We start from the raw sequence: 15,873 nt of genomic DNA, 5'->3' as shown, positions 1-15,873 counted from the left end.
AGCAATTGCCTGTTTGATTGATTCATTTTTAAAACACGCAGAAAGGCAAATCGACCAAATACATCGTCGAGTCATTGATGGTGAAGATATACCACACTCGGAAAAAGTGTTCTCCCTTTTCGAGGAACACACTGAGTGGATCAACAAAGGAAAAGCAGGAGTACCGGTTGAATTAGGGCTCAGAGTATGTGTACTTGAAGATCAATATGGCTTTCTTCTTCATCATCGAGTGATGGAACATGAGACTGATGATCAGGTTGCAGTCCCCATGATTGCAGAAGCCAAGAAAAACTTCCCCTGTCTTAATAGTTGCAGTTTTGATAAGGGATTTCACTCTTTCCATCGAATAACCATCGTTGGCGCGCTCCAACCGGGTGGGTCAGTTTGTCTTAGCACAAGTGGGTCAAAAAATCTTAGCGTTCACGGTTTCCGCATGTGAAGAAGCGATACTGGGGACGTCATTTTTGGCACGAGGCTATTTTTTTGTAACGTCAGGGGCACTCACCAAAGAGAAGATTCAGGAGTACTTGGCACATCATTTTGAAAAGGATCCCAATGATAAATTTGATATCGAATAAACCGGCTTTGCCGGTGTCGTAGGATTTTCAGTCCGCGAATTCAAACCCACCGACTTCTAGTCGGTGGTTGTTTAGTTTTGCAAGATTACTTCATGAGAGCGGGAGAGATCCGTTTAAAATTTGCTGATTATGGTAAATTTAAACCCCAGCAAACATTGCGGAGACCATCAGAGTGTTGAAACAATATCATGTGGGAATGATTCCCGTAATTAAATGGGCTGAAAGGGGGGCGTTCAGTCACTATATACTGATACCGAGAGATTATTGTCGGCCTGCTAAACACTTCCGGACTGTCACCACGTTCCGACCTGAAATGGCATGGAAACAGCTGCTACTGGCGAGAAGTGCAGCGTCCAGTCAATCTTTACTGCAGGGAGAAAGTGGCCTGTTCACCGCACTGGCCGAATGGGCCGCCAAACAGGTGAAATTCGTTCAGGGCAGGGCCGAACACGTCTGGAAACCCAATATCCTGCTGCCCGTGGAAGATCCTTCCAGAATCAGGGGAAGCTTTGAGCTGGTCCAGCATGTTGCCTACCCCATGGGATCGATCAAGTTGCTGGGCATCGCCTTTCCAGGAAAAATCGATGAACTGCAGGCATGTCAGGTCGATACCAGCATGCTTTCATGCGCGAGGGGGGACAGCTCCTCCACCGTCATGGAAGGGGAACTTTTTCTTGATGACGTGCGTATGGGTATGCAGGCGCCTTCTTCCGTCCTAATTTCCCGTTTCTTGAACTCTCGAACGATTCCGATACTCACACATCGCTTGAGGATCCAATCAAAGAGGCAGCCAGGCACCGAATGGGCGCCGTCCTCTTTGTCAGACGCGTGACTGCCGGACTCGGCAGGCACAAGCGGGTCAATCTATGGATTCTCGACCAGGGGCCTGATTGGAAAATGGAAATGGAATTTTTCAATCTCGATCTGGCGATCCTGCTCTCCTATCGCCTGATGGACTCATGGAACGGCAGCATGAGAGTCATCGCTGCGGTCGAGCACGAGGAGGATAAAGAAAAGGCGAGAAAATCTTTCTCTCGCCTGGTTGAGCTTGTCAGGCTGCCCGCCGATACCTCCTCACATATTGCCGATGGTGATTTCGGCCGCTACGCCAGCACGGCTCCGGAAGCAGATCTGAACATATCTCCACTGCCAAATGAACTTGATGCCGAGTTTCTCTGGAGCCTTAGGGATGCCACTGGCTTATCGTGCCTGTTCACGCAGGACAGCGGAGATGAAAGCGCCTTGGCATAGTGTTTGGCGGAGATATCTCGATTGCAAAAGATTTACTTGAATCTGGATAAAGCCGATTTCATCGCCATACCAAGCGAGTCCCAGGCATTTTCGAAACCAGCCTTGATATCTTTCCAGGCATCATCGCTTGCTTTCTCTAATTCCTCAAGTTTGGCTGCGGTCTCTTGCCGCTGCTTTTTCAGTGTGTCAATCTCCTCACTGTACTTGATTTTCATATCAGCCTCGGCACCATCTGCCTTGGCTTCAAGTTTGGCAATATCAGCATTCCACTCGTCAAGTTTCGCTTTCGTCTTTTGTATGTAGGTATTTTTATCACTCATGACATTCTCCATTGATAATAGGGATGCTGGTCTTCACACCAGCACTACGGGTTGAAATGTTTTCCAGGACGGTATTCGTCCATTGCTTATCTTGAACTTGTTTTTTTTATCACTCATCATTCTGTCGGAATGTGACCGCCAAGCAGTTAAGGGATCTAATTAGATCTGAGACCTTTGAAAAAGAAAGAAGGAAAACTATCTTGCTTATCCAACGGTCTTACAAAGAAAAAAATTGTTTGTAGAATAGATGCCTGGAATCACAAAAATCTTTATATAAATACTATAAGTATGGTGCCAATGGTGACAAGAACGTTCTCCTCTCGATATATTTCATCCAGATCGTTGTCGTATGAATGGAAAAAATGATCTCAGCTGAAATATTTCGTCTAACCTTTGCGGAGGCGGAGAAGGGGTATCCAGTAGCTTTTTTATATGATTTTCCTCTGAAAATTGAATGAAGGAAGCGCTTCTTTTTTGCGAAAGAGACGACGGATACTTTCCAAAAGGACCTGGGAAATACTGGAGAGTAGCAATCGAAACAGGCTGGAACCATCTTTATGAGATCTGGATGGGGCAGGACGATGCGTCGTCAGCTGATCTTTTTTTAGTCAATCGTGCTCGGGCGGTTCTGCCCCTTAAGCTTTCACTGATTCAGGCTATATATTTTAATTTTCAACGTTATAGACAAATGCCCTGTATTTCAGCAAAGCGACAAATACGGCACCCCCGAGTGCATTTCCTATAAGTGAGATGCTTTCAAAGGATATGTATGAAAGCAATGTTATTTCCGTTGAAATGAGTAGTCCTGCGAAAACCTCCACGTTTCCGACAATGCTATGATGTAGTCCTGCAAAAGCAAGTACTGCCGTAATCATATAGATAATGATAATCCTGCTCACAGTATCTTTTGAGGCGGTAACCAGCCAGGATAATAATCCCATCAGCCAACCGGCGAGTATGGCGCTCACAAAAATTACCCAGTTATCGTATTTGGTTATGTGGACCGCTATTGCTTCAATGCTGTGTGGCTCGACAACTTCCAATTTTGGCCCAATCCATATCAGGACAACCGCCATTATGCATCCACCTGCCAAATTCCCCACGATGACCAGGCCCCAGAGTTTGAGCAAACTGCGAATGCTTCGCTTGTTGTGAAGTACCGGCAGGGTCAGTAAGGAGGTTTGTTCAGTAAACAGTATGGACTGCCCCATGACAACCATTATAAACCCGACCGGGTAGACAAGTGCCATCAGTTTAAATATTGTCATCTCGTCAACTCTGCCAAACAAACTGCCATGTAATGTGCATATCGATAGATAGGTAAATCCGATTTCCATGCCGGCTGTCAGAGAACTCAGTAAAATACTGCTTGGATTTCTATCGAACGTTACCTGGCCATCGACAATTTGCTGTTTGAGAATCTCTCCATGCGATTTGGGAGAATCTTTTTTTGATGTTTTGGGATGCTCCAAATCGGAATCAATACTATCTTGCTTTCGGGATTGTTCGTTTTTTGTCATTTCTGAAATGGCGGGCTGAGGTTTTTGGTTGGGAATTCTCGTGGTTCAATTCCTACCTTCTTCATTTCATGAATATCGAAAGTCGTGCCGTCAATGTCAAAATATTTAGTGCTGCTGTCTGGGTGGTTGTTATGTACTTCAATTTCTTATAAAAGGGACAATATCCTGGGATTCTAGAGGTTGCAAATCCTTCTGGAAAGACGATAATTTCCTTTTTCCCGGTTGTTGGACACCCCGGATCAATGTTTAACATTGCCGATGACGGTGATAAGCCATCTGAATATTTTTCTCGACAAACCTAGATAGTGCCGTCAAGTAAGTTTGCCCCACAAATCAATACATCGGATCTGTACGGCTGCAAGAAAGGAAGCTGTGTGTTTTGCATAGCGTGTGACAATCCCCCTCCAACGTTTAAGATGTAAAAACGCATTTTCCACCAAATGCCTCAATCCATACATGTTTTTATCGTATTCACGCTGTTCTTTACGATTTTTCTTTGGTGGAATAACTGCTTCCATTCCTTGCTTTACTGAAGTTTCCTGAAAATTGTGCAGCAAGGTTAAAAGCTGGGTAGTAAATATGGGAAGAGTTCCTGAATGAGAACAGCTGTAAAAACATGGTCATTTTCTATGCCAACCTTGAGTCGGAAATGTAAATATATTGCGCAATATCAACAGGATAAGTGGTGAATGGTGAGTGCAACTATAGTATAGTTCAATTAGTTCTAAGTAACTGAAAATATACCAAAAGGAGCAACTCACCATGTTCATATTAAAGGATTTACTTTCTCCTCTGCAAGCACAATTTTCAAACACCAAGCAGGGGCAAAAGAGAAAGGTTTGGTTTGCATATACATTGCTGGCGGTAGTGATACCATTCACCTCCTCAATCACCTCCAATTTGCTACGTGCATTGCAGACTTTGATTGGTTTGGACATACAGAGTCAACGGTTTTATGCCTTCATGGCGAGCCCAACATTACCTTGGAAATCATTGTGGTGTTGAATGATTCTATAACCCCCCAAGAGCGGACAAAAAATCTTCGCTTGTGGCAATTTTCATAACCATGCCTCGAAAGGTAATCAAACGGCCTATCCTTGGTCACAGTGTATCGTTGCCATTGGTTTGCTGAAGAAGGTGCAGTCACGCTGGGCGTGCCTACCGCTTGATTTCCGATTTTATATCATGAAGAAGGATATCTTGGCAAAATCCGTCAATGTGAAACGCAAAGGAAAGGCCGTATCCTTTAAAAGCAAAATGGAACAAGCTGCCGATATGATAAAAGATGTGCAGGCTTATTATCAAAAAACTGTACTGGTAGTCACTGATAGCTGGTTTGGCAATAATGGCCTCTGGGCACCTTTGAAACAAGGGGCTGACGGCAAGTATCATTTACTGTCTCGAATATAGCGCTGTTGGATTTTGCACCTGTTGTAACAGGTAAAAAAGGAAGAGGTCGTTCCAGAATCTATGGTAACCGTCTCGGCAGTGCTGATGATTGTGCAGCGAGATGGCGCGACATTGCAACGAGTTATACAGTTTTTCTTTACGGACAGACAAGAGAGGTTCAGACGTATTCACGCCTCGTCATGTAAAAAGCCTGAAGTGTCCTGTGCGCGTTGTCTGGGTTTACAAAAAAACACGTAACTGATTTGTTGCCTTTGCTTGTCAGTCCGTAGGCATTGCCACCGATATGCTCAAGAATCCAGTCTCTCCATTGATGAATTGTTACTCTACTCTGCATTGTTGTCTATTCCTGATATCTGGTTTATGGAGGACTATGAATTGGTTCACCAGCCGGACCGTTCTTTCCTGTGTTTAAGGATCGACCGTAGACCCTCGATTGCCAACCGTGGCCCCTGTGTTTCATGGAATAATGCAAAATTTACAGCATTGATGACATCTATATTCCTTTTGTTTTTATCTTCAAACGGTTTGTGTGTGAGTATTTCATGAAAGACAGTTTTGAACTGTTCTACTCGCTTGTGGTGAAGGATTTTGTCCATGGTTTTTTTATGCTGCCCTTGTACTCCGGCTTCCTGAAATCGTTTGAGGATATATGTCAGTGTTCTTTCTTGTAATTTGAACCCAAAAATGTCTGCCAGGTTTTGCTGCACTATTGGTAGCGAGGCAGAAAGGCTTTTCGCAACATCTTGTTTGTGTTTGTCAGCACCAGGAAAAGGTAAAAAATCTGGATCTCTATGTGTTTCCCTGTTGTCGGAAGAGTACATTTCCACCTGTCTGCATAAATACTCCGCCTGCATTGCTGCGGCCTGAAGATAAGCGCTTAAATTATAGAAACCGGAATGTATGAATTCAGGAAGCGCTGTTCCACTTCGAGTATGAGCGTATCTGTATTTATGATCAATCTCACCCCAGGCTTCCTCAAGGATTGTCCGCAATTGCAGTTCAACCTGGAGCCCCTTGATCTCATCAGGTACAGCGAGACTCTCGCTTAATGCAATCTGGTAATGAATAGAGGAATACCCGCCATAGCGCAGATCATGACAGCCGTTCTCTTCGCCTGGATCCACCGGAAGAATAAAGGATCTCTTCTGCTTGGGTTGTTTAATGAACCTGAAAATGTCCTCTTCAGCTAAATAATGAAAATATGCCTCAAGTATCTTGATATCATCAAGTCGTAAACATATAAGGCGAATTCCCAGGAGGTCTCCCATGCGTTCCTTGAAGTTTTTCACTGTAATCGGTGGTTCACCGTGAGTGAGTTTTTTGTTTTCTTGTTCTATTTTTTGAATAAATCTTTGTTTTTCCTTGATTCGATATGTGATTGTATGAAAATTATTTTTTGGTGCGGAAGGGTCATCCTGTATCAAGTGGAGAATGTAATCACCAAGCTTTTCATACTTGATTTTTTCCTTTAAAAAGGCAATGAGCAGCGCTTCTTTTTCTCGTTTTCTCATAGTTTATATTTCTTTATTCCGGGTCGAACATCATCCTGTTATCTTGTCTCACAGTGGCTTTCCGGCAAGGCACTCCGGTGATGGCGGTCGACTTCCTCGTTCCATTGTTGAGGGGAACCCATGGTGATAAGGACATGGTGTTTGCAGGCATGCTTCTCAAGAAGAATGAATCCATCATTTTGGGGCTTGCCATCAAGAGTCACTGACGCAACCCCGCAGCCGCATGCATGCGGGTTTTCCACGTTGATCTCATACACAGATTCCCCGTATCGATAGCGGAGCATGAATCCCTGCCAGTTGTCGGGAAAGACGGGACGGAGTGTCATCCGGTTATCTCTTATCTGCAGGCCGAGAACCTCTTCCACCCAGGCGCGGTACATCCAGGCCGCAGATCCGGTATACCAGGTCCAACCGCCTTGACCAATTTTCCCCGGCAACCAGTATACGTCGGCTGCGACGACATACGGTTCGACGTCATAGCGCCAGACGCCACTCGTGTCACGGGTATGCTCTATAGGGTTGAGAAGGCGCAGTAGCTCCACCGCTCGCTGGCCATTGCCCTGACGGGCCAATGCCATTGCCATCCAGAGAGCGGCATGGGTGTATTGACCGCCGTTTTCCCGCACTCCGGGGGGGTAGCCCCTGATATATCCAGGAGTCGGCTCGGCGCTGTCGAACGGGGGAGTAAATAGCAGTGCGACTCGGTCATCCTGCCGAACCAGGTGCTCCCAGGCGGATTCCAGGGCCACTTCGGCGCGTTCCGGGCCTGCAGCCCCGGAGAGCCAGGCCCATGACTGCGACAGGGAGTCTATCCTGGCCTCCCGGTTGAGGTGGGAGCCCAGCGGGCTGCCATCGTCGAAGGTAGCCCGCAGGTACCAGTTGCCGTCCCACCCTTTTTTCTCGATTTGCCGGATAAGCTCTTCTCTTTTCTCCAGATAGTCCTGACGTAAATCCTCCATTTCTACAAGCTCCGCCAATTCCGACATCCCCATCAGCACATCGCAGAGGAACCAGGCCAGCCAGACGCTTTCACCCTTGCCGCCGGCACCAACCAGATTCATGCCGTCGTTCCAGTCGCCGGTGCCCATTAACGGCAGGCCGTTGATGGGGCCTTGGGTGAGGCCGTGCTCAACCGCCCGCCTGCAGTGCTCGAAGAGCGAAGCCCTTTCCAGAGAAACCGTCGGGGTCAAGAAGATTTCATGTTCGTCAGCGGCAAGCTCCGGGCTTTCAAGAAAGGGTATTTCAACCGCGAGGATGTCGCGGTCTCCTGTTGTTGCAACATAGCGGGAAACGACATGGGGAAGCCAGAGGAGATCGTCGGAAATACGCGAACGGATCCCGGCCCCGGAAGGTTCATGCCACCAGTGCTGTACATCTCCTTCCTTGAACTGGTGTCGGGCTGCAAGGAGTATCTGCTGGCGGGCAATTTCCGGCCGTACATGGAGAAAGGCCATTACATCCTGGAGCTGGTCGCGAAAACCGAAAGCACCGCCTGACTGGTAAAAGCCGGAGCGGCCCCAGATGCGGCAGCTTAAACTCTGATACTGGAGCCAGCGGTTTACCAGAAGGTTTACCGACAGTTCAGGGGTGTGCACTTCGATTGTTCCCAGGAGCGCATTCCACCAGGATACGGTTTTTTCTAGAGCTTCCGTCACAGCTGTCATGCTCTGGAAACGCAGAATCAGCTCATTTGTCTCCTCCACCGAACCTGATTGACCGAGCATGGTTGTTATGTGCTTTGCCTCGCCTGGCTCAAGCTCTACCGTCACCCGTAGTGCCGCGCAGGGGTCCAGTCCGGCCCCGCTCTGTCCTGAGAGCTCGACAGACTCCATGGCAGCGGGTGCGGCAACTGAACAGTTCCGACCAGTGAATGCAGTGCGGTCGCAGCTATGGCTTTCTGCCTGCGGGGAAAGAGAGACAAAGGTTATCCGGTCTGGGTAATCGGGATGATAATAGTTTCTCGCCATGATGGAATGGCTGTTTTCGTCCCAATTGGTGGTGATGTGCATCTGCGATGATTCACGGTTTTCGCCAAGTGTCAGCTCCACATAGTAGGTGAGCGACAGCCTGCGTAACCTGGGTGAGCTGTTGATGAGGCGAAGGCTTTGGAGTTTGACTGGCAGCCCGTCGTCATCATCGACCGGAACGAAAACTCTCAGTTCCTGCTCAATGCCGTGGCTGTTGTGTTCGAAAACGGTGTAGCCTGCTCCGTGTCGTGCCCGATAGGCATTTTGCTCGCGGATCGGGGCGGCGGTCGGCGACCAGAATTCGCCTGTTTCCTCGTCCCGGATATAGAGTGCTTCGCTTGCAGGGTCGAGAACCGGGTCATTGGACCAGTTGGTCAGGCGATTGCGCTGGCTGTTGCCAAACCAGGTGAAACCCGCACCACTCTCACTGACCAGGGTGCCGAAATTGGCATTGGACATGACGTTCACCCACGGGGCCGGGGTATTGATGTCCGGGCCAAGGTAAATAGCGTACTCCGAGCCATCCTGGGTAAATCCGCCGAGACTGTTGAAATAATGAAGTTCCATGAATGGCAGTGCTGCGGAAACCTCCCGCGGCAGGGACTTGCTCTCGATTTTTTCTGCGAGTTCGACAACTTCGACGGCTCTGGCCAATTGTTGCGGCAGAGTGCCGCGGTTTGCAACCAGCACCACGGCGGCCGCAGCGTTGAGCAGTACCAGGTCCTCTTCCGGAATTTGTCCAGACTGGAGGAGGTAGACGCTGCCCTTACGTTCAGAGGCCGCCTCGGGGGCATACACCTGGATCATCTGTTCCAGTCGCTCCTGGAGCGGCCGTCTGTATCCGGCAGGCTCCTCATTGAGGATGAGCAGATCGGTGGATAAACCCTGCATCCGCCAATAGGTATGGGCCTGAAGCATCTGGCGGACCAGGCTGAGGTCGCGAACCTCGCCGATAACAACAAGGGCAAGCGGCAGATCTCCGGAAATACCGTAGGGCCATAGACCGGACTGGCCCTTGCGGTTTTTCTGCAGAATCCTTGCCGGAGCGCGGAGCAGTCGATTGGGAAACAGCAGGTGGCTCGCAAGTTGCTGGAATCTGCGTGCCTCATCCGGTTGGATCTGCAAGACCTGCAGCTGCAGCTGGGCTGATCGCCAGGCAAAATCCATTGCCCGCTCAACGGCGTGGCTGAGGCTGTACTTGTCCATGAGCAGCAACACCTCTTCCCTGGTTTCCCCGGCAGCGTACAACAGCACGATCCGGACGCGCTGACCGGGTTTCAGGATGAGGCGTTGTTTGATGCATAATACAGGGTCAAGAACAAAACCCTCGCTGCTGCCCAGATCCTGTCTCGCCCCCATTGGGTCGGCAGGGGTGTGGCCGCGGCCGATAAACCTGCTCCGGTCGGTTTCGAACTGCCAGCCCTGGGAAGCGGGAGAACCATCTCCACCGTCTTCCTCCAGGAAGCGATGGGCGACCACCAGGGGCGCATCGGTGGTGCTGCGCAGGCGTCTTTTGGCAAGAAGGATCTGCTCCTTTTCAAGAGCCTCCGTCTGGATGAACAGCTTGTTGAAGGCAGGATGCTGACGGTCGGCATTGTGCGGCGCCATGGAGAGCTCCGCGTAGCTGGTCATGTCAAGGGTGCGCTCGCGCGAAGAGCGGTTGATGAGGGTGATGCGGCGTATCTCGACATTGTCTTCCAGTGATACGATCACCTCCATTTCGCTGTGCATATCCTCATGGTCACGCCTGAAGACAGCACGGTCGAGGGTGAACTCGGCTGAACAGTCCTCGGCATCAGTGCCTACCGGCTGATAGGAGGCGGACCAGAGATGATCGCCTTGGGGCTCGTAAAAATAGCAGAACGTTCCCATGGTGTCACAGGTCTGATCGGATCGCCAGCGGCTAAGCTCGAACTCCTTCCACTGGCTGTATCCGCCGCCATTGTTGGTAACCATTAAGGAAAACTCGCCATTGCTGAGGAGCAGACTCCTTGGGGAGAGGACGTGGGACGATGTGAAGATGCTGGCCTTGGCTGAACTGGCGTCCTCGCCCAGCATTGCCTGCTCTCTGTGGTTGGTGCGGATCAGGTGCAGCGGTGGATGCGAGGGAATACGTTCCTGAAGCAGCGGTTCAAATGCACGCACCCGTGAATCACGATGAAAGCGGCGGCAAAAAGGCTGTCCGTGAAGAAAGTTGACCAAAGCCACAAAAGCCATGCCCTGATGATGGGCCATATAGGCCTCGACAACTATGCCGCGCCTGCCGTGGCGCTGGGCCTGGCGGCTGAAATCCATGGATTCGAAGAAACCGTAGGCACCGAATATGCCCAGTTCCGCCATCATTTTTATGTTTTTTACCGTCTCTCGAGGTGAGATGCTCAGCGCCAGCAGGGCTGCATAGGGCGACACGACCAGTTGATCCTCGGAGCCGCCTTTGAGACTCAGGTGGGGCACGCCGAACGCTTTGTACTGGTAGGTTTTATTCAGGTCAAGATTGGCATAGGCCGATTCGGAAATACCCCAGGGAATGTTGTTTTTTCTGCCGTAGCCGATTTGAATGGAGACGGCCTCGCAGGCGGCCTTGTCGAGGAGCGAATGGGGGTAGGAACGTTGGAACAGGTGCGGCATCAGATACTCGAACATGGTGCCCGTCCAGCTGAGCAGCACCCTTTTCAAGCCGTGGGCGCCATAGAGACGGCCCATGGCGAACCAGTGCTCGAGAGGGACATCGCCCTGGGCAATGGCGATAAAACTGCCGAAACGGGCTTCGCTGGCAAGCAGGTCGTACCGCGAAGTATCAAGGCAGCTGGTAGAGACGTTGTAACCGATGGCGAACAGTTTACGTGCTCTGTCGTAGAGGAAATCCATTTTCATCCCTGCCGACAGTCTGCCGATGCTGGCTGCAAGGCTTCGCAGCTGGCTCAGGGTTTCTCCGGCCAGCCATTGTGCCTTGGCGAATTCCTCCGTGGCACGGTCCCGCCATGCCTGGAGCGCGGGTGGAATATCAGTCGATGCTGCGTCCAGTTTTTCAAGCAGGGTCATCGTCTCGACCCGGCCATGGGCAAGGGCGTCCAGTGACGGCGCATGCTGCAGATCATGACGCAACGCTGTGAGAAACCCTGGGCCCAGGAGGGCGAGTTCTTCTTCCGATTGTTCTGCGAGAATTTCAATCCAGGTCAGATAGCGCTTTCGGTTGAGCGTCCAGGCCGCCATTTGCTGGCGCTGTTCTTCCACCAAGCCGTCCGGTATGAAGGTTCCAGATGCAGAGTCGATACGATTCTCAAGCAATCGTTGCAGACGGATAAGACCAGATACTTCGGCAGGGAGTGCTGGCCGTCTGCCGACATGCTCAGCCAGCAGACGCTTCAAGTCGCCATAGAGGCGAGCCGCTGCCGGTTCCTCCTCGAGGAGTTCAATCGTATCGGTCCAGCCGGAGAGGGTGTTCGCACCGAGAAGGAGCGATTGGGTCATTTCGTCAAGTCCCTGTTCGAGGGTCCAGAGGCAGCCGAGCATGTTGCCGCTGTCAACGGTGGAAACATACCGTGGCTCAAGCGGTGTAAGGGTGTCGATATCGTACCAGTTGAGCAAATGGCCCCGATACTGCTGCAGCCTGTCGATGGTTTCCATGGTGCTGGAGAGGCTGTCGAGAACCTGGTTGATGGTGAGGTAGCCTGAATCATAGGCGCCCAGGGCACTTGTCATCCACAGGCCGATATTGGTCGGACTGGTCCGCATGGCAAGACTGTCCTGGTGGGCAACCTGGTAATTATCCGGAGGCAGCCAGTTGGTCTTTTCACCTACAAAGGTGGCGAAATAACGCCAGGTGCGCCTGGATACCAGTCTGAGGAAATGATTGTCTGCATCGGTCAACGGCTTCTTCTGCCGATTGGTCTCTTCCCGGTTGAGGTACAAACCTAGTAGAGGTGCGCAGAACCACACCGTCAGCCAGGGAATCGCCCAAACCAGAGTTGCGGGGCGGACCTGCCAGACGGCGATGCCCACAACGACACTTGCGATGCTGCCAAAAACGCAGGTGAGAGCATGGAACGATTTCCACCAAGATGCGGAGATGCCGGTGTCTCCGCTTTTCCATTCGAGCAGGTTACGCTTGGAGACCAGAAAGCGGTAGAGGGCCCGAAATGCAGCATCCTGAAGGACGGCAGCCTGGCTCGGCAGCAGGATTGCGGCTGCTGCAGCCTGGAGTAGCTTGTGAAGCAATTTCGCGGGGGAAACGTGTCGCAGGCTTTTGCCGCTGGTCACCATGGTGAAATAGTGTGATATCGGCTGAAAAAGAAGTAGCAGCAGTACTACCATGGTGGCGATGCCGGCCGCTTTTGAGGAGATGAACCAGGAGACGGCAAGCAGGCCAACTGTTGCCGCAGGAACCAGGCTGCGCCGCAAATTGTCGAGAATCTTCCAGCGATTGAACGCTGAAAGCGGATTCTTGCGATTCGTCCCCGCTGGTCCCGGAACATGGCTGAATATCCAGCTGGCGATCTGCCAGTCACCCCGAACCCAGCGATGGGCCCGGTTGCTATATGCCTGATAATTAGAGGGAAAATCATCAAAGAGTTCGATGTCAGTGGCCAGTCCTACCCGGACGTAGGCCCCTTCGATGAGGTCATGGCTGAGGATCCGCTCCGCCGGAAAACGGCCGGAAAGTAGGCGGTTGAAAGAACGGACATCGTATATTCCCTTGCCGTGGTAGTTACCTTCGCCGCTCAGGTCCTGGTAGATGTCGGCAATAGCAGTTGAATAGGGATCTATGCCCACAGGATCGCTGAACAACCTGCTGAACAGTGATCGGTTTGTGCTTTCAAGGGTGGGGCTCACCCGCGGCTGGATGATGGTATAGGAGCCTTCCCTGACGGCTCCTGTCGTATCGAAGCGAGGCCGGTTGTGAGGATGGGCGAGGGTTTCAACCATTCTCCTGGCGGTTGAGTGAGGCAGACGGGTGTCGCTGTCCAGGGTAATGATAAAGCGGATGTCGGCCAGCTGCATCGGGTCTCCCACATGGACCAGTGGGGGCGCGCTTTCGTTGCGTGTACCGTCGATGAGGCTGTTGAGTTCCTCGAGTTTTCCTCGTTTTCTCTCCCAGCCGATATATTTCTGTTCGGATTCACTCCACAGACGATCGCGGTGGAAGAGAAAAAAGGTGGTGTCGTCGTGACGATTGTTCAGCGCTTCGATTGCTGCAACGGCCCTTTGCAGGAGTGGTGCGTCGTTGTCTCGGCCGGGAGTTTCCGAATCAGTATAATCGGTAAACAGACTGAACGACAGATTATTTTCCCTGTTGGCCAGATAGCGGATTTCGAGCTTTTCGATTTCACCATCGATCGATTTCTCATCGACTAGCATGACCGGGACAACCACCAGGGTCCGAAACTCATCCGGAATACCCGATTGCTGAAAATCCATTTTCGGCAGGTAACGGGGGGGCAGGAACCTGGTGATGAGATAGTTGACGATCTCGATAGCCAACTGGCTTGCAGTAATCGTTGCCAGCAGGACGAACAGGATGCCAGTTCCACTGCTCACAAACCGGGGTGAAAAGAGTTCGTAGGGAAGAGCAGAATCGACGATGAATCCTGTAAACAGAATGAGACTTGCCGTTATCGTCAGCAGATACCCCGGAGAGTGATGGTTATATATCCATGAGAGTATCCGGTGACGCAGAGAATCCCTGCAGGAGAGCAGGCTGGCAAGCTCATCTCTGCCTGCACCGATCAGCCAGAAACTAACATGGCCTCGCAGTTCGTCTGAAGACTGCTCTGCCGACTGCGCAGCCAGGCCTGTGACACGGCTGGCAATCTGCTCCTCGGACTGTGCTGAATTTTTGGCCAATTTCTCAATTGCCTGGCGGCAGCGGTCGCGGGTTGTAAAGTCCATCATGCTATAGGTTCCGGAAGGATCTGTGCACAGAATTAGCTCCACCTTGCTGAGCAGCTCGAACATCTCGCGCCAGTCAAGTAGCGTCAGCTGGCGCAGGCTGGTGAAGGCATTGCCGCAGGACAGCTGCTCGCGTGTCTGTCGTTTCTGTTCCTGGAGTGTGAGATCGTGCAGCGGCTTTTTATGAACCCGCTCAAGCCAATCCTGAACCGGCGACAGGGCAGAGGGGTCGTTGTAGAGAAGGCCGGCCAGCTGAATGCTGAAATAGGGAGTGGGGACCGCTTCCTTCCTCGAAAGCTCCGCCAGAACTGAAAAGAGTGTGTTGGCGTCCTGTTGGTTGGCCGCAAATAACCGGTTGGCCCAGAAGTCAGCCAGTTGACGCTGGCGCAGGTCCTCCATGGCGACGATCACCATATTCTGGATGCTCTCGATCAGGGCGATACGCAGCATTTGCGGAACGGCCCATAACTCTCCAATAGTCAGTGCATGGTCAGTCTGATAGGCTCGGATGAACGCCAGAATGTTTTCCCTGTCGAGATATAGCTCGGTATGGGAAACCAGATCTTTGGCCAGTCCGTAAATATAGGGCATTCCCCTGTACGGATCAGAGGCCAGCACGGGTAGCTGGCGAAAATATCGCAGAGGCAGGTTGCGCAGGACATCGCGTGCGTTTCGCTCGAGTATGTATTCATTGTCGAGAATCCAGTCGGCCGCCAAGGTGGCTTTCTGCTCCAGCCGTCTTGCCGCCGCCAGATCAGCGCAGGCGGCTTTTACCCATTTATTTGACTTTCTCAGCCGGGTAATGAGTTCAGCCCCACAGTGCAGTCGTGAGTCGATTCTTTGTTTGCTGGCGTAGTTGAAAGCATGCTCGACGATCTGTGTGGGTGCGGAGAGGGCCCCTGTTTTGCGCGTTGTAGCACGCCTTTCATGTCTTGGGTGGAGTATGAAGAGGGAAGGGGGGATATCGCTTTTCCGACGCAGGAAAGCCACTGAAGAATGTAACGATTCTACGGGTGCCTGAAGTATCAGGACCGATTCCCCCCGTATGAGCCAGTCCTGATGCTCAGCCACGATGCCAGCATCGATTCCGCCTTTCCGGCTCTGCAGCCAGATGACACCGGTGAGCAGAAGAAAGGTGCAGGCGCTCAGGTAAAACGGTAGCCCATGGAACGTTTCTGCCGCATCCGGTTTGAACCAAAGAAAAACATTGGGAACAGCAGCCGTTACTATGGCGCATAACAGTGCGACGAAAAGGCGGGAAGGGGTACGCTGGAAAAAAGAAGGACGCGTCTGCCGAGTCCTGCCATCAGTGCCTTTATGCAGCAGAACGATGCGACGGTGGCCCCTGGCCGCAAGCCCCTGGAAGGCAAGACGAGCTTCATCCTTATTTGCGTAGTATCCGATCAGTGTTGTGAGAATCATAGTAC

General features: G+C 51.4%; 6 protein-coding genes and 4 pseudogenes. 5 read left to right on the top strand and 5 right to left on the bottom strand.

What is annotated here, in order from left to right; all coding sequences use genetic code 11:
* The 4 genes and pseudogenes from G493_RS0119840 to G493_RS0119825 all read left to right on the top strand — a co-directional run.
* Positions 1–337 (top strand): annotated as a pseudogene (locus G493_RS0119840) (ISNCY family transposase); the annotation flags it as partial.
* An 89-nt stretch (positions 338–426) separates the two neighbouring features.
* Positions 427–578, top strand: a pseudogene (locus G493_RS33110) (transposase); the annotation flags it as partial.
* A gap of 196 nt (positions 579–774) precedes the next feature.
* A pseudogene (locus tag G493_RS0119830) lies at positions 775–1,361 on the top strand (hypothetical protein); the annotation flags it as partial.
* 18 nt (positions 1,362–1,379) lie between these two features.
* On the top strand, positions 1,380–1,829 hold the full coding sequence (locus G493_RS0119825; RefSeq protein ID WP_028581789.1) for a hypothetical protein: 450 nt from the start codon (positions 1,380–1,382) through the stop codon (positions 1,827–1,829).
* Positions 1,830–1,861: 32 nt separating this feature from the next.
* Here G493_RS0119825 and G493_RS0119820 read toward each other — a convergent pair whose 3' ends face one another.
* The 3 genes and pseudogenes from G493_RS0119820 to G493_RS0119805 all read right to left on the bottom strand — a co-directional run.
* A complete protein-coding gene (locus G493_RS0119820) occupies positions 1,862–2,149 on the bottom strand; it encodes a sll1863 family stress response protein (protein WP_051309632.1) in 288 nt (95 codons plus the stop codon).
* A 665-nt stretch (positions 2,150–2,814) separates the two neighbouring features.
* Positions 2,815–3,669, bottom strand: coding sequence for a formate/nitrite transporter family protein (locus G493_RS0119810; RefSeq protein ID WP_035275300.1), 855 nt, complete (start codon positions 3,667–3,669; stop codon positions 2,815–2,817).
* Between the two features lie 311 nt (positions 3,670–3,980).
* Positions 3,981–4,196, bottom strand: a pseudogene (locus G493_RS0119805) (IS5/IS1182 family transposase); the annotation flags it as partial.
* A gap of 511 nt (positions 4,197–4,707) precedes the next feature.
* Between G493_RS0119805 and G493_RS33105 the strand changes: the two are divergent.
* Positions 4,708–5,079: a transposase gene (locus G493_RS33105; protein ID WP_084813681.1), complete on the top strand. Its 372-nt coding sequence runs from the start codon at positions 4,708–4,710 to the stop codon at positions 5,077–5,079.
* Between the two features lie 380 nt (positions 5,080–5,459).
* Here the strand turns inward: G493_RS33105 and G493_RS0119785 are convergent, their stop codons facing one another.
* Together G493_RS0119785 and G493_RS30305 are read right to left on the bottom strand one after the other, a co-directional pair.
* Positions 5,460–6,590, bottom strand: a complete 1,131-nt coding sequence (locus tag G493_RS0119785; protein WP_028581783.1) for a GTP pyrophosphokinase — start codon at positions 6,588–6,590, stop codon at positions 5,460–5,462.
* A gap of 38 nt (positions 6,591–6,628) precedes the next feature.
* On the bottom strand, positions 6,629–15,868 hold the full coding sequence (locus G493_RS30305) for a GH36-type glycosyl hydrolase domain-containing protein (protein ID WP_084813680.1): 9,240 nt from the start codon (positions 15,866–15,868) through the stop codon (positions 6,629–6,631).
* Between the last annotated feature and the right edge of the window lie 5 nt (positions 15,869–15,873).

Origin of the sequence: Desulfogranum japonicum DSM 18378, from assembly GCF_000429945.1 — a bacterium.
In the GTDB taxonomy this organism is placed as follows: domain Bacteria; phylum Desulfobacterota; class Desulfobulbia; order Desulfobulbales; family Desulfobulbaceae; genus Desulfogranum; species Desulfogranum japonicum.
The sequence above is the reverse complement of the archived record's forward strand: the minus strand, read 5'-3'. Positions and strand labels throughout refer to the sequence as shown.

Excerpts from the sequence above, each read along its gene's own strand:
- G493_RS0119785 (WP_028581783.1), bottom strand. The coding sequence starts at position 6,590 with ATGAGAAAACGAGAAAAAGAAGCGCTGCTCATTGCCTTTTTAAAGGAA.
- G493_RS0119820 (WP_051309632.1), bottom strand. The coding sequence starts at position 2,149 with ATGAGTGATAAAAATACCTACATACAAAAGACGAAAGCGAAACTTGAC.
- G493_RS30305 (WP_084813680.1), bottom strand. The coding sequence starts at position 15,868 with ATGATTCTCACAACACTGATCGGATACTACGCAAATAAGGATGAAGCT.
- G493_RS0119810 (WP_035275300.1), bottom strand. The coding sequence starts at position 3,669 with ATGACAAAAAACGAACAATCCCGAAAGCAAGATAGTATTGATTCCGAT.
- G493_RS0119825 (WP_028581789.1), top strand. The coding sequence starts at position 1,380 with ATGGGCGCCGTCCTCTTTGTCAGACGCGTGACTGCCGGACTCGGCAGG.